General features: G+C 67.3%; 16 protein-coding genes, 1 tRNA gene and 3 riboswitches. Of the genes, 14 read left to right on the top strand and 3 right to left on the bottom strand.

Annotated features, from left to right (window positions below):
* Positions 1–77: 77 nt before the first annotated feature.
* Positions 78–1,211, bottom strand: a complete 1,134-nt coding sequence (gene serC / locus AC5RWT_RS12530) for a phosphoserine transaminase (RefSeq protein ID WP_494080485.1) — start codon at positions 1,209–1,211, stop codon at positions 78–80.
* A 248-nt stretch (positions 1,212–1,459) separates the two neighbouring features.
* On the opposite strand from serC, the gene AC5RWT_RS12525 reads away from it, so the two are divergent.
* The 12 genes from AC5RWT_RS12525 to AC5RWT_RS12470 all read left to right on the top strand — a co-directional run bounded on the left by AC5RWT_RS12525 (position 1,460) and on the right by AC5RWT_RS12470 (position 15,433).
* Positions 1,460–2,155: an iron-dependent transcriptional repressor DtxR gene (locus tag AC5RWT_RS12525; protein WP_494044260.1), complete on the top strand. Its 696-nt coding sequence runs from the start codon at positions 1,460–1,462 to the stop codon at positions 2,153–2,155.
* A 98-nt stretch (positions 2,156–2,253) separates the two neighbouring features.
* Positions 2,254–2,467, top strand: a riboswitch (cyclic di-AMP (ydaO/yuaA leader).
* Between the two features lie 3 nt (positions 2,468–2,470).
* Positions 2,471–3,238: a M23 family metallopeptidase gene (locus tag AC5RWT_RS12520; RefSeq protein WP_494080484.1), complete on the top strand. Its 768-nt coding sequence runs from the start codon at positions 2,471–2,473 to the stop codon at positions 3,236–3,238.
* 117 nt (positions 3,239–3,355) lie between these two features.
* A riboswitch (cyclic di-AMP (ydaO/yuaA leader) is annotated at positions 3,356–3,529 on the top strand.
* A 3-nt stretch (positions 3,530–3,532) separates the two neighbouring features.
* Complete coding sequence (locus AC5RWT_RS12515) at positions 3,533–4,255, top strand: NlpC/P60 family protein (protein WP_494080483.1); 723 nt, start codon at positions 3,533–3,535, stop codon at positions 4,253–4,255.
* Positions 4,256–4,515: 260 nt separating this feature from the next.
* Positions 4,516–4,690: riboswitch (cyclic di-AMP (ydaO/yuaA leader) on the top strand.
* Positions 4,691–4,694: 4 nt separating this feature from the next.
* On the top strand, positions 4,695–5,486 hold the full coding sequence (locus tag AC5RWT_RS12510; protein WP_494080482.1) for an NlpC/P60 family protein: 792 nt from the start codon (positions 4,695–4,697) through the stop codon (positions 5,484–5,486).
* Positions 5,487–5,777: 291 nt separating this feature from the next.
* A complete protein-coding gene (locus AC5RWT_RS12505; RefSeq protein ID WP_494044264.1) occupies positions 5,778–6,278 on the top strand; it encodes an HNH endonuclease in 501 nt (166 codons plus the stop codon).
* On the top strand, positions 6,275–6,937 hold the full coding sequence (locus tag AC5RWT_RS12500) for a nucleotidyltransferase family protein (RefSeq protein ID WP_494080481.1): 663 nt from the start codon (positions 6,275–6,277) through the stop codon (positions 6,935–6,937). The genes AC5RWT_RS12505 and AC5RWT_RS12500 overlap by 4 nt, the downstream gene beginning before the upstream one ends.
* A 51-nt stretch (positions 6,938–6,988) precedes the next feature.
* On the top strand, positions 6,989–7,267 hold the full coding sequence (locus tag AC5RWT_RS12495) for a DUF6457 domain-containing protein (protein ID WP_494044266.1): 279 nt from the start codon (positions 6,989–6,991) through the stop codon (positions 7,265–7,267).
* Positions 7,264–8,430: a molybdopterin molybdotransferase MoeA gene (locus AC5RWT_RS12490; protein WP_494080480.1), complete on the top strand. Its 1,167-nt coding sequence runs from the start codon at positions 7,264–7,266 to the stop codon at positions 8,428–8,430. Before AC5RWT_RS12495 ends, AC5RWT_RS12490 begins: the two co-directional genes overlap by 4 nt.
* A gap of 153 nt (positions 8,431–8,583) precedes the next feature.
* Complete coding sequence (fdhD, locus tag AC5RWT_RS12485) at positions 8,584–9,468, top strand: formate dehydrogenase accessory sulfurtransferase FdhD (RefSeq protein WP_494080479.1); 885 nt, start codon at positions 8,584–8,586, stop codon at positions 9,466–9,468.
* Between the two features lie 51 nt (positions 9,469–9,519).
* A complete protein-coding gene (locus AC5RWT_RS12480; RefSeq protein ID WP_494080478.1) occupies positions 9,520–11,829 on the top strand; it encodes an FdhF/YdeP family oxidoreductase in 2,310 nt (769 codons plus the stop codon).
* A 381-nt stretch (positions 11,830–12,210) separates the two neighbouring features.
* Positions 12,211–14,085 (top strand): ABC transporter ATP-binding protein, encoded by a 1,875-nt coding sequence (locus AC5RWT_RS12475; RefSeq protein ID WP_494080477.1) that lies wholly within the window; start codon positions 12,211–12,213, stop codon positions 14,083–14,085.
* Between the two features lie 118 nt (positions 14,086–14,203).
* Positions 14,204–15,433 (top strand): ROK family transcriptional regulator, encoded by a 1,230-nt coding sequence (locus AC5RWT_RS12470; protein ID WP_494080476.1) that lies wholly within the window; start codon positions 14,204–14,206, stop codon positions 15,431–15,433.
* A 464-nt stretch (positions 15,434–15,897) separates the two neighbouring features.
* On the opposite strand, the gene AC5RWT_RS12465 is transcribed toward AC5RWT_RS12470, so the two are convergent.
* Positions 15,898–15,970 (bottom strand) — tRNA-Arg (locus tag AC5RWT_RS12465).
* Between the two features lie 96 nt (positions 15,971–16,066).
* Positions 16,067–16,708 carry a hypothetical protein gene (locus AC5RWT_RS12460; protein ID WP_494080475.1) on the bottom strand — a complete coding sequence of 214 codons (642 nt, stop codon included), beginning with the start codon at positions 16,706–16,708 and terminating at the stop codon, positions 16,067–16,069.
* 96 nt (positions 16,709–16,804) lie between these two features.
* On the opposite strand from AC5RWT_RS12460, the gene pcrA reads away from it, so the two are divergent.
* Positions 16,805–19,201, top strand: coding sequence for a DNA helicase PcrA (gene pcrA, locus AC5RWT_RS12455; RefSeq protein ID WP_494080474.1), 2,397 nt, complete (start codon positions 16,805–16,807; stop codon positions 19,199–19,201).
* Positions 19,202–19,288: 87 nt separating this feature from the next.
* Positions 19,289–19,925, top strand: a 637-nt coding sequence (locus AC5RWT_RS12450) for a mechanosensitive ion channel family protein (RefSeq protein WP_494080473.1), incomplete at its 3' end; no start/stop codon positions are given.

Below are 19,925 nucleotides of genomic sequence, written 5' to 3'. Positions count from 1 at the left end.
CCGGTACGGACCCAAAAGAATAAGGTCCGGCTCCCCGCGATCGGGAAGCCGGACCCTATCGAGGTACGGTGCGGGGCTTAGCCCTGCAGACGGTCCACCACGTAATCGATGCAGGCGAGCAAGGCGCTGACGTCTTCCGGATCGACCGCGACGAAGGTGGCGATCCGCAACTGGTTGCGGCCAAGCTTGCGGTACGGTTCCACATCCACCACGCCGTTGGCGCGCAGCACCTTGGCCACGGCCGCGGCATCAACCGACTCGTCGAAGTCGACGGTCGCGATGACGTTCGAGCGGTGCTCCGGGTTGACCACATACGGCGTGGCCAGCGCTGAGGCCTCGGCCCACTGGTACACCCGCCCGGCAGAATCGGCGGTGCGGCCGGAGGCGAAGTCCAGACCGCCGTTGCTGTTCAGCCACTCGATCTGCGCATTGAGCGTGACCAGGGTGGCCAGCGCGGGCGTGTTGTAGGTCTGGTTCTTCAACGAATTGTCGATCGCGGTTTCCAAGTTGAGGAAGTCCGGAATCCAGCGGCCGGTGGCGCCGATCTGGGCCGCGCGTTCGAGTGCCGCGGGGGAGAAGACGCCCAGCCAGAGGCCGCCGTCGGAAGCGAAGTTCTTCTGCGGCGCGAAGTAGTAGACGTCGCTCTGGCTGACGTCCACGGCCAGCCCGCCGGCAGCCGAGGTGGCGTCGATGAGAACCAGGGCGCCGTCGTCGGCACCTTCCACACGCTGCACCGGAGCGGCGACACCGGTGGAGGTTTCATTCTGCGCCCAGGCGTACACATCCACGCCGGCCTCTGCCCGCGGCTCCGGCCGGGAACCGGGCTCCGCGGTGATGATGCTGGATTCGGCCAGGAACGGGGCCTTGTTGGTGGCCGAGGCGAACTTGGAACTGAACTCGCCGAAGGAGAGGTGCTGGGCCTTCTGCTCGACCAGTCCGAACGAGGCGACATCCCAGAATGCCGTGGAGCCGCCGACACCCAGGATGATCTCATAGCCATCCGGAGCCTTGAAGAACTCGCGGAGTCCCTCGCGGACGCTGCCCACCAGGTTTTTAACCGGAGCCTGGCGGTGGGACGTTCCCAGCAGGTTGCTGCCCGCGGCGACCAGCGCGTCGACCTGTTCCGGACGGACCTTGGACGGACCGGCGCCGAAACGCCCGTCCTTCGGGAGCAGGTCGGCGGGAATGCGGATGGACTGGGTATCGCTCATGAATACCTTTCCTGGCGTGGTGGCAGTGATCTCGATGGCAGTTCACCGTTGAACGCCCGTATCATTCTGCCCCAACGCCGGCAGGCGCCGTTAGTTGTAACCGGCAATGTTGCGTGCCACACCGGCGCGTCTACCGGTGGCGAAACTGCCGGTCGTGTAGGGAAAACAGGCTAGGCTGGAGAGGGGCCCCACCCTCATGCCTGCTGCTGGAGCAGCCTTTTCACCGCGCGCCGAGGAGCAAGAAACAATTGACTGATCTCATCGACACCACCGAGATGTACCTGCGCACCATCCTCGAGCTCGAAGAAGAGAACATCGTCGCGCTGCGTGCCCGGATTGCCGAGCGGCTGCGCCATTCCGGCCCCACGGTCTCCCAGACGATCGGCCGGATGGAGCGGGACGGACTGGTAGTGGTCACCGGTGACAGGCATCTGGAACTGACCGAACTGGGCCGGCGCAAGGCAACCGAGGTCATGCGCAAGCACCGGCTGGCCGAGCGGTTGCTTTCGGACGTCATTGGCCTGGACTGGGCCTATGTCCATGACGAGGCCTGCCGCTGGGAACACGTGATGAGCGAGCGGGTGGAACAGCGGCTCTACGATCTGCTGGGCAAGCCGACGGTTTCCCCGTACGGCAACCCGATCCCGGGTTTGGAAGCGCTCGGCGGCCAGCCCGCTCAGGAAACCAGCTTCGGCTTGCTCAACCTGGCACAGGCCATGGGCACTTATACGCCCGATAAGCAGGTCAGCATCATCCGGCTTGCGGAGCCGATCCAAGTGGAGCCGGAACTGCTGATCCAGCTGGAAGAGGGCGGCCTGAAGCCCGGGGCGACACTGCAGTTGGAGACGGCGGGCGAGTACATTTCCGTGCGCGTGCCGGGAATCGAGGGCGCCTTGGAATTGCCTCCGGAAGTCGCTGCCCACATCTTTGTTTCGATGGAATGAAACGTTGCGCCGCGGAATCCCGCGGCGTGGATAACGGATTTATTACTTCCGAGTGATTTTCCGTATAGTTGTGCCGGGCACCGAGACTTCGGTCCCGCACCCTCCGCAAGCCGAACCCTGTCGGCGGGGGAGTGTATCCGTGAGACAGGGGCGGAGGACCCACCAAGCGGCAGTTTGTTCGCTGCCTTGGGGTGAAGCCGCAGCGGGCAAAGCCTCGGTGAATCGTTCCACTGTTGCTCTGTGCGGTGCGGCCGAGTTTTCTCTTGACTCGAATCCGACAGCTAACTTCGCAGGCGCTTTGGGAGAGGTATAGATTTGGCAGGACATAAAGCCTCGGGACGGCGCCGTTTAACCGCCCCGGTCGAGCACCCACGCCCTCGCGCAGCGACAGCCGGACGGCGGCGGGCGCAGCCGGCACCGTCGCCGGTAGCAGCGGCCGCCCGCGACGTCGGCCACAAAACCGCGATTGTCGCCGCCGCCTCCGGCATGGTGCTGACCGTGATGCTCCCGACGACGGCCGGCGCCACAGCCGACGCCCCGCAGGAAGCCCTGGCAACCAGCAGCATTTCCGCGGCCACCGAAGCGCGCCTGACGTTTGAACGGGCCGCGCTGACCAGCAAGTTCGACCCGGACACCAAGCTGAAGCAGGTCATGGTCGCCTCCGGCGGAAGGGCCAAGGCGATCGGCAGCGAGGGAACCCTGTCGCAGCCGATGGACGAGCTGATCAAGACCTCGCCGTTCGGCTACCGGGTCAGCCCCATCACCGGTTACGCCGGAGAGTTGCACACCGGCCAGGACTACGGCGCCCCCTGCGGCACGCCGGTCCATGCCGCGGCCGGCGGCACCGTCGTCGAGGCCGGGTTCCAGGTTGGCGGTGGCGGCAACCGGATTGTGGTGGACCACGGCAACGGCCTGGAGACCACGTACAACCACCTAAGCACCATCGACACAACGGTGGGAACCGCCGTGGCCCGTGGCGAGGTTCTGGGCGAAAGCGGCACCACCGGAGCGTCCACCGGCTGCCATTTGCACTTCGAAGTGATGGTCAACGGCAAACTGGTGGACCCCACCGGCTGGCTCTGACTGACACGCCGTAACCGGAATGTGACTCAGGCACCAAACTGTTATAAGGTTTCACCTGTGCCTGGCATCAACTGCCAGGCACCTTCGGGCGGAATGCCGAATTCTGCCGTCGCCCGAAGTTCGTTCGCACCGAATCGCATGGCAGAAGCGGGGGAACCACTTCCCGGACATCGTAGGACGTCCTTGGGGTAAAGCCGATCAGGACCGGGCCACCAGCCCGGAAACCGGCCGGCCGGATGAACTCCCATCCGAACCCGACAGCTCACCTCGCAGGCATTTGGGAGAGGTACAACCGTGTCCAAGAGCATTACTGCGGGCCGCCACCGTGCGACCCCTGTCCGCACTAGCCCGCTTGAGACGATTTCCAAGGCTGTTTCCGCAAACGCCGGAACTGTTGGACGCCAAGGTGCCGTGATCGCCGCCGCTACCGGCCTGGTTCTGACCGCTGCCATTCCGGCACAGGCCGTCAGTGCCGACCGTAGCGTGGATGCCCCGGCCCGCGTGCAGGTGGAAGCCGTACAGGCCTCCGCGGCCGTGAAGCTGACCTTCGAACGTGCCGGGATCACCTCCACCCCGGCACCGCAGACCGTCGTCCAGGCCGTATCGAACGAGATCAACCCGACGACCGGCGACGACGCCGGATCGGACAAGGGTAAGTCCACCAAGAAGGCCGGCGAAGCTGCCGCCAGCGGAGCGGCCGCCGCCATCGTCGCCGCCGCCTACGGCCAGATCGGTGTGGGCCAGGACTGCACCGCCCTGGTCGAGAACGCGCTGCGTGCGGCTGGCTACTCGGTCGGCGACCTCGCCCCGGCACAGTTCTTTGCCTACGGCACGCAGGTTTCCACGCCGCAGCCGGGCGACATCATCTACTACTCCAACGGCGGTGCTGGCGTGGCCCACGTGGCCCTCTACGTTGGCAACGGCCAGGCGGTCCACGGCGGTTGGGCCGGCTACAGCACTGTCCTGGGCAGCGCCTACATCGGCTCCGGCCCGGTGTTCATCCGTCCGGCGGCCTAAGCCTTCCTGACGTTCTCAGCTGTTTGTATCGCGGCGCGCCTTTCGGGGCGCGCCGTCGGTCATTAAGGGCGCGGTTCGACGGCGGCATGCGGGTGCCGGAGCGGGGGCTTCGGTGCCTGCCGAACAACCTCCGTAACCTAAAGATTACCGTTCCGTGATCAGAACGTGACAATGCTCGCCGAATCGTATACGCTCTAACTCGTGCCAGCTGTCAGACGGCTGGGACCTCCGGGTGGATTTGCCGAGCTCTGCCACCAACCGGAGTTCGTTCGCAAAAACTTCGCGGGCAGAGGCGGGGGAACCAAATTCGGGTTCCGTACAGGAACCCTTGGGGTTAAGTCGTCAGGACTCTCAGGCTTTGCCGGGGAGGACTACGGCCGGGTGCACTCCCATCCGAATCCGACAGCTCACCTCGCAGGCATTGGGAGAGGCCTTTAACGTGTTCAATAACACCGCTACAGGGCGCCACCGCGCCGTTTCCGTCCGCACCAACCCGCTGGAGACGATTTCCAAAGCCGTCTCATCCAATGCCGGATCCATGGGTCGCTCTGCAGCCGTTATTGCTGCCGCCTCCGGATTGGCCCTGACCGCAGGCATCCCCGCGCAGTCAGCCACCGTCGAACGCACCGCGTCCACCGTGTCCGTCCCCAGCCGCGTGCAGGTGGACACCGTGCAGGCTTCCAGCGCCGTCCAACTGACCTTCTCGCGCCCCGACATCAAGTCCACTCCGGCACCGGAGCCGGAGCCTGTGGTCGAAGCCGTGGCCCAGGAAGTGGCACCGGTTGCCGAGGAGGCTGCAGACGCAGCACCCGCCGCCGTGCAGAAGGCCGCACCGGCCGCACCGGCCGTAGCCAAGGCCGCAGCAGCTCCCGCCAAGGCAGCCGCGCCGGCCGCTGCCTCCGCCAGCGGCGTGGCGTCCACCCTGGTCTCCTCCGCTTACGGCCAGATCGGTATTTCGCAGGACTGCACCGCCATGGTGGAGAAGGCCCTGCGCGCCGCCGGTAAGTCGGTGGGCGACCTCGCCCCGGCTCAGTTCCTCAGCTACGGCACGCAGGTTTCCACCCCGCAGCCGGGCGACCTGCTCTACTACTCCGACGGCGGCGCCGGCGTCGCGCACATCGCCATCTACGTAGGCAACGGCCAGGCCGTCCACGGCGGCTGGACCGGTTACACCACCGCGTTGGCCAGCGCCGACGTCGGATCCGGCTACGTAGCCATCCGCGTCAACTAGGCTTCGCCTTCCCGGTCCACTGGACCGTCCACCGGCCCCGGTCCACGCCCAGCGTGCACCGGGGCCGGCGGCGTTTCAAGCCGCAGGGCAACGCGGCCGGTGGATCCACCGGCGGCCGGGAAACAACCGGTAACAGCTGGCTGCTCCGGTCCGATACGCCCCACCGGCAGCGAAAAAAGTTAGCGCAGAACGTACCGGCCGTCATACTCTTTGACTGTTAGTGCAGAAAATCCAGTCCCTGACCGGAACTGAAGCGCCGGTCGGGTAGGCCACACTCCAAGAGGAATGTGCATGCGCACACTCGTTCTGAATGCCGGATACGAACCGCTGGCGGTCGTCACCTTCCGCCGGGCGTTGCTTCTTGTGCTCACCGGCAAGGCCAGCGTGATCGCCGAGGACGGTGATCCCGTCGTCGGCCCGAACGACATCCTGGGACGTCCCTCGGTGATCCTGCTTAACCGGTACATTAAGATCCCGTACAATCAGGACACCGCTGTGACCCGCCGCGGAGTGCTGCGCCGCGACAACCACCTGTGCGCGTATTGCGGCAAGACGGCCACCACGGTGGACCACGTCAAGCCGAGGTCGCGCGGAGGCGAGGACAGTTGGGAGAATTTAGTGGCCTGCTGCCTGCGCTGCAACAACGCCAAGGGCGACCGCACCCTCGCCCACATGGGCTGGAGCCTGCGGTTCACGCCCCGTCCGCCCAGCGGTGCCCGCTGGCGCATCCGTGACCTGGATCGGCCTGCACCGGCCTGGAGCCAGTTCCTCGACACCCATACCGCCGCGTGACGGCTGCCGATTTCGACGCCGTCGTGCTGGCTGGCGGCCGCTCCTCGCGGTTGGGCGGAAGCCCCAAGGCACTGCTGCAACTCGACGGGTCCACGCTGTTGCGCCGCACGCTGGAGGCCGTCCGCGGTTCCCGACTGATCGCCGTCGTCGGCCCGGATGACCTGCTGGCGGAAGTGGACGCTTTCCGCCGGTCGGTGGATCCCGCACCCCGCCTCCTGCTGGCCCGGGAAGACCCGCCGTACTCCGGTCCGGCAGCGGGCATCGCGGCCGGGGTCCAGGCCCTGACGGCCGATGACGACGGCGGGGCCCCGGGCCGGGCGCCGTTCACCCTGCTCCTTGCCTGCGATATGCCGTTGCTGGCCGGGCTGCCCGAACTGCTGCTGGGCGGTGCCGCCCGCGCACCGGAGGCGAAGCTCTGGATCCCCGTGGACGCCGACGGCAAGCGGCAGCAGTTGGCGTGCTGCGCGGACAGCGCGGCCTTGGCGGCAGCGGTGCAAGAGGCCGGGGGAGCGGCCGGGCTGGCCGGCCAACCGGTCCGGAACCTGCTCGACGGCCTGCCGGCGGTAGAGCTCCTATTGGAGCGGGCCGGGCTGTACACATCGGACGTCGACACCTGGCAAGACGCGGACCGCTTTGGCATTGCCCCGCCCGCGCCGTAGCCTGAAACAAACGTCGTACTTGCCCGCTTACCGGGCGGATCGGAGGCCATTGTGTCCGGAGCGGCCGAACAGCTCTCCCCGTATGTCAGCGAACTGCTGCAGGCGCTGGAACTTGAGGACATGCCGGTGGACATCGACGCCGTGCTAGGGCTGGCCGGCGTGGCCGCACACAGCGTGGTCCGTCCCGCCGCGCCGCTGACCACCTTCGTGGTGGGCTACGCCGCCGGCTTCGCGGCCGCCACCGGGCAGGCCACACCGGAGGTGGCCATGCGCGCTGCCTCCCGCGTGGCCGACGAAGTTGCCCGCCGCCACGGCGCAGTACAGGAGTGAGCTCCGGGCTTCGCTGGGAAGACGCCCGGGCCGCCGCCTACGCGGCCGGCCAGGCGGCAGCCATCCGGCCGGCCACCCCCGTGGAACTGGCAGCTTGCGCCGGGCGCACGCTGGCCGCCGACCTGCCGGCGCTGCTTCCGGTGCCGCACTACGCCTCGTCCGCCATGGACGGCTGGGCCATCGCCGGCACCGGGCCGTGGCAGCTGGTGCCGGCCGGCACGCCGCTGCGGCCGGGGCAGGCCGCCCCGGTGGTCACCGGCGGCCTGATCCCGGACGGTGCAGACAGCGTGCTGCGCAGCGAATGCGGGGCCACGACGACGCAGCAGCTTGAGTTGTGCCCGGGGACCTCGGAGCGGGAATTGGCCGCCGGACGCCACATCCGTCCGGCCGGCGAGGAGACCCCAGCCGGCGCCGTCGTGGTAGCAGCCGGGACCGTGCTGACCCCCGCGCATCTGGCCGTCGCGGCGGTCTGTGGCCACGATGCGCTTCCCGTTGCCGCGGTGCCGCGGGTCGCGCTGCTGCTCACCGGCGACGAAGTCGTCACCTCCGGGATCCCCGCGCCCGGCCGGGTGCGCGATACGTTCGGCCCCACCCTGCCGGCCATCATCGCCCGGTTCGGTGGCGAGGTCGCCGACAGCCGGCGGCTGCCCGACGACTTCGCCGCCACGGCGGAGGCCATCGCCGGCTGTGGCGGCGACGTGGTGGTCACCACCGGCGGGACCGGCACGTCCGCCGCCGACCATCTGCGCCGGGTCCTGGACGCCGCCGGCGCCACCATCCTGGTCCCGTCCATCCGGATGCGCCCCGGGCACCCGGCACTGCTGGCCCGGCTGCCCGACGGACGACCGCTCGTAGGCCTGCCCGGGAACCCGCTGGCGGCGATGATGGCGCTGCTGACCCTGGCGGACCCGCTGCTGGCAGGGATGACCGGCCGCCCGCCGGCACCGCTGCGCACCGTGCGCGCCGGAACAGCCCTGCGGCCGCTGCACAACCAAGACCGGCTGGTGCCCTACGGTACGGCTCCGGACGGCGGCGCCGTACCCGCAGACCACATCGGCTCGGCCATGATGCGGGGACTGGCTGCCGCCGACGGCGTGATGGTGGTACCGGCCGCCGGCGCCGACCCCGGCCAGCAGTTACCGGCCCTTGACCTGCCCTGGTGATCCGGCGTCGGTGACCCGGGCCTTGGCTGCCCTGGTGATCCGGCGTCGGCGACCCGGCCCTTGGCCGCCCGCCTCGTTAGCCTCCCGCCTCCGGGCTGCCGCGGCGGGTGGTGGCGTGGATTACCCTTGTAACAGGCAATAGAGGAGAAGTACATGGGCCGCTTGACGCAGCGCCGCAAGGTGCTCAAACTCAGTCTTGACGCGCCGCCGCGCCGCCGCGAGGACGTGATGGCGGTGGAAGAGCCGCTGGAAATCCGGCTCGCCGGGCGCGCGTTCTCCATCACCATGCGCACGCCGGGCGACGACTTCGATCTGGTGGCCGGCTTCCTGGTCTCCGAGGGCATCGTCTGGTCGCCCGAACAGCTGCTCTCGCTGCGCTTCTGCGCCGGGGAGGACGAGAACGGCCGGCAAACCTTCAACGTGGTGGAGGCGCAGTTGGCGCCCGGCGTGGCACTGCCTGATCCGCGGCTGGACCGCCAGGTGGTTACCAGCAGCGCGTGCGGCATCTGCGGCACAGCGTCGATCGACGCGGTGACCAAGCGCTCCCGCTTCGCGCTGCATGATGACGACAGCGGTGCCGCCCCGGGCACGGACGGCACCGACGGCGGTGGCGAGGTGGCGCTGGATATCCTGCTGCAGTTGCCGGACCGGCTGCGCGAACAGCAGCAGGTCTTCGAACGCACCGGCGGCGTCCACGCGGCCGGCCTGTTCAGCTTCGACGGCGAACTGCTCTGCCTGCGCGAAGACGTGGGACGCCACAACGCGGTGGACAAGGTGGTGGGCTGGGCCCTGCGCGAGGGCAAACTGCCGCTGCGGAACACGGTGCTGCAGGTCTCCGGGCGGGCCTCCTTCGAACTGGTCCAGAAGGCCCATCTGGCGGGAATCCCCGCCCTGTCGGCCGTCAGCGCGCCGTCCTCGCTCGCCGTCGAACTGGCGGACAAAGTTGGCCTGACGCTGGCCGGTTTCAGCCGCGGCCGCAGCGTCAATGTGTATACACACCCGGCACGGATTGGCGCCGCCGTCGGCCATTTGGTGTGAGACCGGCTGCGGCTGTCGAGAAATCCGTGTGAGCCGGGATACATTAGGGGCATGACTCGCCCGGCACCTGTGAATGACATTGACGAAAGCACCCTGAAGGTCAAGGAACCGAAGAAGGCTGCCGCCGGTATTCCGGCTGTAAAAGTTGCGCTGGAGCGCGGCATCGAACAGGCCGGCGTCGCGCGCACCGCCCGTTCGCTGCTGCGGATCAACCAGCGCGGTGGCTTCGACTGCCCCGGCTGTGCCTGGCCGGAATCCATCACCGGGCCGCGCAAACCGGCCGAGTTCTGTGAAAACGGCGCCAAGGCCGTGGCCGAGGAGAACACCAAGCGCACCGTGACGCCGGAGTTCTGGGCCCGGCATTCTATCGAAGAGCTGGCCACCAAGACCGAGTACTGGCTGGGCCAGCAGGGCCGGATCACCGAGCCGGTGATCATCCGCGAGGGCGAGACGCACTACTCGCCGATCTCCTGGTCGGATGCGTTCAGCCTGATCGGGGAGCGTATCCGGGCTACGACGCCGGACCGCTGCGTCTTCTACACCTCGGGCCGCACCGCGAACGAGACCGCGTTCATGTACCAGCTGTTCGCGCGATCGCTGGGTACCAACAACCTGCCGGACTGCTCCAACATGTGTCATGAGTCCTCCGGCAGCGCCCTGAACCCCACCATCGGCATCGGCAAGGGCACCGTGTCGCTGGAGGACATCCACCACTCCGAACTGATCTTCGTGGTGGGCCAGAACCCGGGCACCAACCACCCGCGCATGCTCTCCGCGCTGAAGGAGTGCAAGGACAACGGCGGCACCATCGTGGCCGTCAACCCGCTGCCGGAAACCGGGCTGATGGCGTTCAAGGACCCGCAGTCGGTGGACGGTCTGCTGCGCGGCGGCACCCAGCTCGCCGACGAGTTCCTGCAGATCAAGGTGGGCGGGGACCTGGCCCTGTTCCAGGCGCTGGGACACCTGCTGCTGGAAGAGGAAGACCGCGCTCCCGGCACCGTGGTGGACAAAGCCTTCATCGAGGCGAACACCGACGGATTCGAGGACTACGTCGCGGCCCGCCGGCACATCGACTGGACCGAGACCGAGAAGGCCACCGGGCTCTCCCGGCTGGACATCGCGAAGGTGGCCGGCCTGCTGGCCAGGTCCAAGGCCACCATCATCTGCTGGGCGCTCGGCCTGACCCAGCAGCCGCATTCGGTGGACACCCTGCGCGAGATCATCAACCTGCTATTGCTGCAGGGCAACTTCGGCAAGCCCGGCGCCGGTGCCTGCCCGGTCCGAGGCCACTCCAACGTCCAGGGCGACCGCACCATGGGCATCTGGGAAAAGCCGAAGGAATGGCTGCTGGCCGCACTGGACAAGGAATTCGGCATCACCTCCCCGCGCGAGCACGGCGTAGATTCCACCGAGGCGATCGACGCCTTCGCCGAGGGCAAGGTGGACGTCTTCGTGTCGATGGGCGGCAACTTCGCGCTGGCGAACTCGGAGACCGAGGCGCTGGAAGCCGGCATGAAGAAAGCCGGCCTGACCGTGCACGTGTCTACCAAGCCCAACCGGTCCCACGTGGTGCACGGCAAGACCTCGCTGATCCTGCCCACGTTGGGCCGCACCGACCGGGACGACAAGCACCCCAAGGGCGCGCAGTTCCTCTCGGTGGAAGACTCCATGTCCGTGATCCGCTCCACGCAGGGCCGGCTGGAGCCGGTCAGCGAGCACCTGCTGGCCGAACCGGTGATCATCGCCCGGATGGCCCAGGCCACCTTCGGCGACGACCACCCGGTGGACTGGCGGGCCATGGCCGAGGACTACGACGTGGTCCGCGACCACATCTCCCGCGTGCTGCCCGGATTCGAGGACTTCAACACCCGGATCCGGAACAAGAGCGGCTTCGTGCTGCCGAACCCGCCGCGCGACACCCGGTCCTTCGCCACGGACATCGGTAAGGGCCGGTTCACCGTCAGCCCGCTGGAGTACCTGGAGGCGCCGGAAGGCCACCTGATCCTGCAGACGCTGCGCAGCCACGACCAGTACAACACCACGTTCTACGGACTCGACGACCGCTACCGCGGCATCTCCAACGGACGCCGGGTGGTGATGGTGCATCCCGACGACCTGGCCGAACTGGGCTTCGCCGACCGCGACCTGGTGGACGTGATCAGCACGTTCAAGGGAACCGAACGCCGCGCGGATGAGTTCCGGCTGGTGGCCTACCCGACGGCGCGCGGCTGTGCCGCCGCCTACTTCCCGGAAGCCAACGCGCTGGTCCACCGGGACCTGGTGGCCCGCGAGTCCAACACCCCGGGCTTCAAGGCGATGACGGTGCGCTTCATTCCGCACGAGGAAAAGCAGCTCAGCTGACGCGGCGGCCGCTGGCGGACTGATCCCTGCTTGACCGGTCGCCGGTGGCCCGGACCTGACGGGGCTGCCCCGGTTGACCGGTCTCCGGTGGGTCGGGCCCGGTGCGCGTCCAGGTCCGGGGCTGGCGTCCGACTCATCGGATGCTGCCCCCGACCTCATGACGAGGTCATCCTTTGGCGTCCAGAGCAGGGGGTATAACCGGTGATCTGGCCGCTAAGCCCTGAGCTCGACCGGGACGGCCCGGGGTGGCCAGATGGGTTCAGGGCTGCCCCGCTGCCCGGGATCGGGACAGATTCTGGCCGCGGCGGCGCATGCGGGAACAGCGGACGGCTCCGGAAGGTTCTAGGGTTGCAGTAGGACCATCAGCCCTAAGGAGCCATCATGTCCATGGAAGGTGCAGCCTGGAGTTCGCTGTACAGGCTTTCGCATTCGAAGGACCAGAAGTCGTTCTCCCGGGAGACCGTCCGCCGCACCTTTGCGTTCGCTGCGCCGTACAAGGTTAAAATCACCGTCTTCGTGCTGCTGTCCGTGGTGACAGCCGCGCTGGCCGTTGCCACCCCTGTCCTGGCCGGCCGGGTAGTGGACGCGGTCGTCGCCAAATCCGACATCGAGTTGGTGGTCTGGCTGGCCGTGGTGATCGCCCTGGTGGCCATCGCCGATGCCGGCCTCAGCATGGTGACCCGGTGGATCTCCTCCGGCCTGGGTGAGGACATCATCCTGGATCTGCGCACCGCCGTGTTCGACCATGTGCAGAAGATGCCGATCGCCTTCTTCATGCGGACCCGCACCGGCGCGCTGGTCAGCCGGTTGAACAACGATGTGATCGGCGCCCAGCGGGCCTTCGCCGGCACGCTCTCTGGGGTGGTCAGCAACGTGGTGGCGCTGATCCTGACGCTGATCGTCATGCTTAACACGTCATGGCAGGTCACGCTGCTGGCCGTGCTGATGCTGCCGGTGTTCCTTCTGCCTGCCCGCCGGATGGGCAGCCGCCTTGCGGACCTCCGGCGCGAGACTGCCAACCACAATTCCGCCATGAGCACCCAGATGACCGAGCGGTTCTCCGCGCCCGGAGCCACGCTGGTCAAACTGTTCGGCCGCCCCGCCGACGAATCCCGCGAGTTCAAGCTGCGGGCCCAGCGCGTGCGTGACATCGGCATCAAGACGGCGGTCATGCAGTGGGTCTTCGTCACCGCGCTCACCCTGGTGTCGGCGCTGGCGCTGGCCCTGGTCTACGGGCTGGGCGGTTTTTACGCGATCATCGGCCAGCTGGATCCGGGCGACGTGGTGACGCTGGCGCTGCTGCTCACCCGCCTGTATGCACCGCTCACGGCCTTGGCAAACGCCCGGGTGGAGATTTCCAGCGCACTGGTCAGCTTTGAGCGGGTCTTCGAAGTGCTGGACCTGAAGCCCCTGATCACCGAAAAGGACGACGCCGGTACCGTCCCGGCCGGACCCGTCTCCGTTGAATTCAAGGACGTGCGGTTCGCCTACCCCTCCGCCGAGAAGGTGTCGCTGGCCTCGCTGGAAGAGGTGGCGACCCTCGACGCGCGCGGCGGCGAAGAAGTGCTGCACGGCATCAGCTTCCGGGTGGAACCCGGGCAGACGCTGGCGCTGGTGGGCTCCTCGGGCGCAGGGAAGTCGACCATGGCCCAGCTGCTGGCCCGGCTGTACGACGTGGACTCCGGTTCGGTTGAGCTCTCCGGCATCGACGTGCGGGACCTGAGCTTCGAGGCGCTGCGCGGAACCATCGGGATGGTGACCCAGGACGGGCACTTGTTCCACGAGACCATCCGCTCCAACCTGCTGCTGGCCCGGCCGGAAGCCAGCGACGCCGAGATCTGGGACGTGCTGCGCCGTGCACGGCTGGAAGAACTGATCAAGTCGCTGCCGGATGGCCTGGACACCATGGTGGGGGAGCGCGGCTACCGGCTCTCCGGCGGCGAACGCCAGCGGGTGACCATTGCGCGGCTGCTGCTGGGCCATCCCCGGGTGGTCATCCTGGATGAGGCAACGGCAGCACTGGACTCGACCAACGAAGCCGCCGTGCAGGCGGCGCTCACCGAGGCACTCGAGGGGCGCACCGCCGTCGTTATTGCGCACCGGCTCTCCACCGTGCGCTCCGCCGACCGCATCCTGGTGGTGGAGGGCGGCCGGATCGTGGAGCAGGGCACGCACGCCCAGCTGCTGGGGCTGGAAGGCCGCTACGCCGAGCTCTACCGGACCCAGTTCCTCAGCGACGCCGCGGTGGCCACCTGATCCGGATGGGTTGAAGCGCTCCGCGCCGACAGGCCGGCCGCGCCGCGCGTGTGCTCCGGCCGGTCAGTGACTAGAGTTGCTGTGGGGTCCCCGGCGACAGATGAGCGAAAGCGGTGCAATGCAGCGAGGAACCAACCTGGGCCGCCTGGGCGGCTACAACCAGGCTGTGATCCTGGATGCCATCCGCCGCGCCCATGAGGGCATCGCCCGGGTGGAGCTGGTGGAGCGCACCGGACTGTCCCCGCAAACGATCTCCAACGTAGTGCGCCGGTTGGTGGACGAAGGCCTGGTCCGGGAAGACCGCAAAACGGTCAGCGGTCCGGGCAAACCGCGAACGGTGCTGCAGCTGGAGGTTTCCAGCCGGTTGGCCATCGGCATCCATCTTGACCCGGTGGTCATGACCCTGGTCATGCTCAATCTCGACGGCGAGGTGGTGGCCCGTGCCCGGCATGACAACCCCGGTGCCGGCCAGCCCGATGGCATGACGGCGGCCATGGCCGCGGCGGTCGAAGACCTGATCGCCGGCTCGGGCATCGAGCGCCACCGGATCCTTGGCATCGGGCTGGCGGCACCGGGGCCGATCGATGCGGCCGAGGGCACGGTCGTGGACCCGCCGATGATGCGCGAATGGACCTCGGTGCCGCTGCGCGAACCGCTCAGCCGCCGGACAGGGTTGCCGGTGCTGATGGACAAGGACACGACCGCGGCGGCGGTGGCGGAGCTGTGGGCCAGCGGACGGCAGGAGCCCGAGAACTTTGTGTTCGTCTATCTGGGCACGGGCCTGGGCGCCGGCGTGGTGCTCGACGGCGCGGTGCTGCGCGGGGCCTCCAGCAACATCGGCGAGATCGGCCATTTCCCCGTGGACGTGGAGGTGCCGTTATGCGAGTGCGGGAAACACAATTGCGTAGGTATGGCGTTGAATTTCGGCACGCTGTTCCAGCAGGCCGTGGAGTCCGGCGTGTTCCCGCCCGACGCCGAGCTGGGCGACCGACACCAGGCCGCCGAAAGCATCATTACCCTGTGTCGGATGGCCGTTGAGGGCGATGCAGCCGCCGCGGCGATCGTCAGCCGGGCTGCCCGGTTGGTCGGCGGCACGGTGGCTCAGATGGTGAATGTTCTGGACGTGGACCGGGTGATCTTCGGCGGCCCGCTGTGGATCGGACTGGAGGACCTGGCGCTGCCGATCCTGCACGAGGAGATTAACACCCGCTTCGTCTCCCGGGCCATCCATGGAGTGGAAGTGCTCTCGTCCTCGCTGGGATTCGAAGTGGGCGCCATTGGCGGCGCCTGCCTGATCCTGGACGACGCGTTGTCGCCGAAGGCCAGCGGGCTGCTGCTGGGCAGCTGAACCGCAGGGATTACCGCACGCAGCTGAACCATCCTGTGCTTTCGTCATATTCCTTGACGTGTGGACAGACGTGCCGCAGGACTTGCTTTATTAAATCCAATCGATTTAGATAAGTAGTGGCGGCAGTGCCTGGGGTACTCACACTCTGGGAAATGAACGGTCCCGGAGCGGCTACGTGCTTCAGGGGAACGGCGCGGTCGCCAGCCAACAGGTGGCAGGAAGCTGCCGCTGGCTCCGAGGAACGGGAAGAACGGAACCAGCGGTCCCACGCTGACAGGGATTCCTGCCCACTTCGGTGGAAATGCACTACAACCGGCCACCGTCTGTGCTTCCGTGGGGGGTTGCACAGGCGGGGGCCTGTTTCCGTTTAAGCGCACAATGGCTGGCCTTAAGCGCACAATGGCTGGCCTTAAGCGCACAATGGCTGGCCGCCGCGTACACAGCAGTGCACGGGTAAGGATCAGTGCCCCCGGGCAGATTCGAACTGCCGACACCCGCTTTAGGAGAGCGGTGCTCTATCCCCTGAGCTACGGGGGCAACGCCAAAAGCTTAGCTTAAGTGGCGTGTAGGGCCGGTGCGGCGGGCCGGGCGGCGGAAGCAGCGGCGGCTCCGTCTCGCTCGGCCCCGGCCCGCTCAGCCTTCGGCCGAAACGGAACTTTCGGCCGGCTTGGGCTTGCGGGTGAAGACCGCAACCGCAGCCACCACCAGGCTCAGCCCGAACAGGATGGACTTGGCCACCGTGAGGAAGCTCGCCAGCGAGGCGTCGCCCACCGGGTCCGTCGCCAGCATGGCATCGACCGCAACGTTTTCGCCCAGATCGGCTGCCACATACAGCACGACGACGGCCCAGGCCAGCCAGCGCCAGAGCCGTAAGCGGACTTGCTGGCCCAGCAGGATCAGCCAGGTAAAGCCGAACAGCAGCGGGAAGATGGTGTCCGCGGTCTTGTGCCAGTAGTTGTATTGCCCGGCACCGTCTTCGCCGAACGCCGTCCGGAGATGCTGCGCGTATTCGGTGGAGTACCCGCCGATGAGGGTGTCCGGCAGGCCCAATCCGCCGGTCAACTGGGCGAACTGCGGCATCACCAGCAGGAATGAATAACCGAACAAGAACGCCGAGGCCACCGCTCCCGCGATGACAATCAGGTTGGCGTTGCCGGCCGCGCGCTGGGGAGACCTGGTGCTGCCAGGGATGGCAGGCTTTGCTGCGCCGCTGCCTGCGGCCGGGGCGGCCGCGGCACCGTGTTTCTTCGCGCGCTGTGCTGGGGTTTTGGACATGCCTCCATTATGCCGGTGCAGGCATCTGCCGCCTGTTGACGGCAGATTTGGCGGCCGTCCCCGAGTGTCGGTGGCGGCTAATAGACTTAAGGAACCATGGATTTCCTCACCGACCCGGCCTTCGACCCGCATGTTGCCTCTCCGCCCGCCCCGCATCTGCCCGGCGCAGAAGAGCTGCTCTCCGGGCTGAACCCGCAGCAGGAGGAGGCCGTCAAGCATGCCGGCTCCCCGCTGTTGATCGTGGCCGGTGCCGGATCCGGCAAGACCCGGGTGCTCAGCCACCGCATCGCGTACCTGCTGGCCACCCGGCGGGCTCGCCCGGGCGAGATCCTGGCCATAACGTTCACGAACAAGGCCGCCGCGGAAATGCGCGAGCGGATTGAGTCGCTGGTGGGGGACCCGGCCAAGCGGATGTGGATCTCCACGTTCCACTCGTCGTGCGTGAAGATCCTGCGCCGCGAAGCCAAGCACGTGGGGCTGAACTCAAACTTCTCCATTTACGATTCGGCGGACACGCTGCGGATGGTCAGCCAGGTGGCCAAGGGCCTGGATCTGGACCCGAAACGCTTTGCGCCCAAGTCCATCCAGCACAAGATTTCGGCGCTGAAGAACGAGCTGATCGACGACGAAACCTTCGCCTCCAGCGCCAACTATTCGGATCCGTTCGAGCAGGCGGTCGCCTCGGTCTACACCGGGTACACGCAGCGGATGCGCCAGGCCAACGCCATGGACTTCGATGACCTGATCGCCCAAGTGGTCTTCATCTTCCAGGCCTTCCCGGCGATTGCCGACTCTTACCGCCGCCGCTTCCGCCATGTGCTGGTGGACGAATACCAGGACACCAACCACGCCCAGTACCGGCTGGTGCGAGAGCTGACCCGCGAGTCCGAGGACGGGGCGCTCCCGGCCGGCGAACTGACCGTGGTGGGCGACTCGGACCAGTCGATTTACGCCTTCCGCGGGGCGGACGTGCGCAACATCGTCGACTTCGAAAAGGATTACGCCAACGCGCGCACCATCCTGCTGGAGCAGAACTACCGGTCCACGCAGACCATCCTCAGCGCTGCCAACTCGGTGATTTCGCGAAACCCGAACCGCCCGGTTAAGCGGCTGTGGACCGCCGAGGGCGACGGCGAAAAGATCATCGGCTACGTGGGCGAGAACGAACACGACGAGGCCCGGTTCATTACCGATGAGATCGACCGGCTGCAGGACTCTGAAGGGGTACGGCCCGGCGACATTGCCGTGTTCTACCGGACCAACGCCCAGTCCCGCTCCATTGAGGACCTGCTGGTCCGGGTGGGGCTGCCCTACAAGGTAGTCGGCGGCACCCGCTTTTACGAGCGCAAGGAAATCAAGGACGCGCTGGCCTACCTGCGGGTCCTGGTGAACCCGGATGACGTGGTCAACTTGCGCCGGATTCTCAACGAACCCAAGCGCGGGATCGGGGACCGGGCTGAGTACGCCGTGGCCGCGCTGGCGGAGCGGGACCGGGTCTCGTTCATGGCGGCGCTGCGCCGCGCCGAGGAGGCGCCCGGCATGGCCACCCGCTCGGTCAACGCGGTGGCCGGCTTCGTGAAGCTCATCGACGACCTGGCCGAGGTCGCCGCCGGTTCAGGCGCCGCCGCAGCGCTGGAAGCCGTGCTGGAACAGACCGGCTACCTGGCCATGCTGCGGCAAAGCACCGACCCCCAGGACGAGTCCCGCGTGGAGAACCTCGCGGAGCTGGTGGCAGTGGTGCGGGAATACGAGCGCGACAACCCTGACGGGTCGCTGTCCGAATTCCTGGAGCAGGTGGCGCTGGTTGCCGACGCCGACCAGATCCCCGACGCCCCGGATGCCGAGGCCGCGCAGCTGGCCAAGGACCAGGGCGTGGTCACGCTGATGACCCTGCACACCGCCAAGGGGCTGGAATTCCCGGTGGTTTTCCTCACCGGCATGGAACACGGGGTCTTCCCGCACCAGCGCTCGATGTCCGACCCGTCGGAGCTGGCCGAGGAGCGCCGGCTGGCCTATGTGGGCCTGACCCGGGCCCGCAAGCGGCTGTACCTGACCCGGTCCGAGTCCCGCAGCATGTGGGGCCAGAGCCAGTTCAATCCGGCCAGCCAGTTCATCGAAGAGGTGCCGGCCGAGCTCATCGACTGGAAACGTGAGGGCAGTTCGCGGCCGATGTTTGCCTCTGCGGGCAGCTTCGGGTCGAGCCGCTATGGAGGCTCCCACTGGGGCGCCGGTACAGCCAGTAACCAGGACATCAGCAACCTGCGCGGATCGGCGCCGTCCATCACCAGCGCCAAGACCCGGGCCGGCCGCGTGCAGCCGCAAAAGGAAGTCATCGCGCTGTCTATCGGGGACAAGGTTAACCACACCAGCTTCGGCAACGGCACGGTGCTGAGCCTCGAAGGAGCAGGTGACAAAACGGTGGCCAAGGTGAAGTTCGACGCCGGCGAGAAGCGGTTGCTGCTGCGCTACGCACCCCTGACCAAGATCCTTTAGCCCGAACCATCACCAGGCTGGGAGATTCGCCACGTTTCCGTTGCTGCATTTGGCAGCGGCCTGACCGGGCGCTTACCGTTCTTATCCATGGATCGCGTGGACATTAGTACCCTGGAACGGCTGGCGACCCCCGCCTTTTGGCTCGACACCCCGCTGCGCGTGTCGCTGATCCTGCTGGGCGGATTCCTGGCGAATATGGTCCTGCGGATGGTGATTAAGCGCGTCACCGGAAAGATCGCCGACGGCGAGACCGCCAAGCTGGACAAATTCGATCCCGCAGCGGTGCGCAAGAACAGCAAAGACCCGCGCTACTGGCTGATGCAGGATTCGCCGATCGCCGCGGTGCGCCGGGCCCAGCGTTCGAAGACGATCGGATCGGTGCTGCGTTCGATCACCACGATCGTGCTGGCCACCCTCACTATCCTGATGGTGCTCACCGAGCTCGAGTTCAACCTTGGCCCCCTGCTGGCCAGCGCCGGTATTGCCGGTGTTGCCATTGGCTTCGGCGCACAAACCCTTGTCAAGGACTACCTGTCCGGACTCTTCATGGTGGCCGAAGACCAGTACGGCATCGGAGATGTGGTCGATCTGGGCGAAGCTTCCGGCACCGTGGAGTCGGTTGGCCTGAGGGTCACCCAGGTGCGCGCCGTGGACGGCACGCTGTGGCATGTCCGCAACGGCGAGATCCTGCGCGTGGGCAACTCCTCGCAGGGCTGGGCGCGGG

It is taken from the genome of Arthrobacter sp. Dra40 (assembly GCF_059091905.1).
The sequence above is the reverse complement of the archived record's forward strand: the minus strand, read 5'-3'. Positions and strand labels throughout refer to the sequence as shown.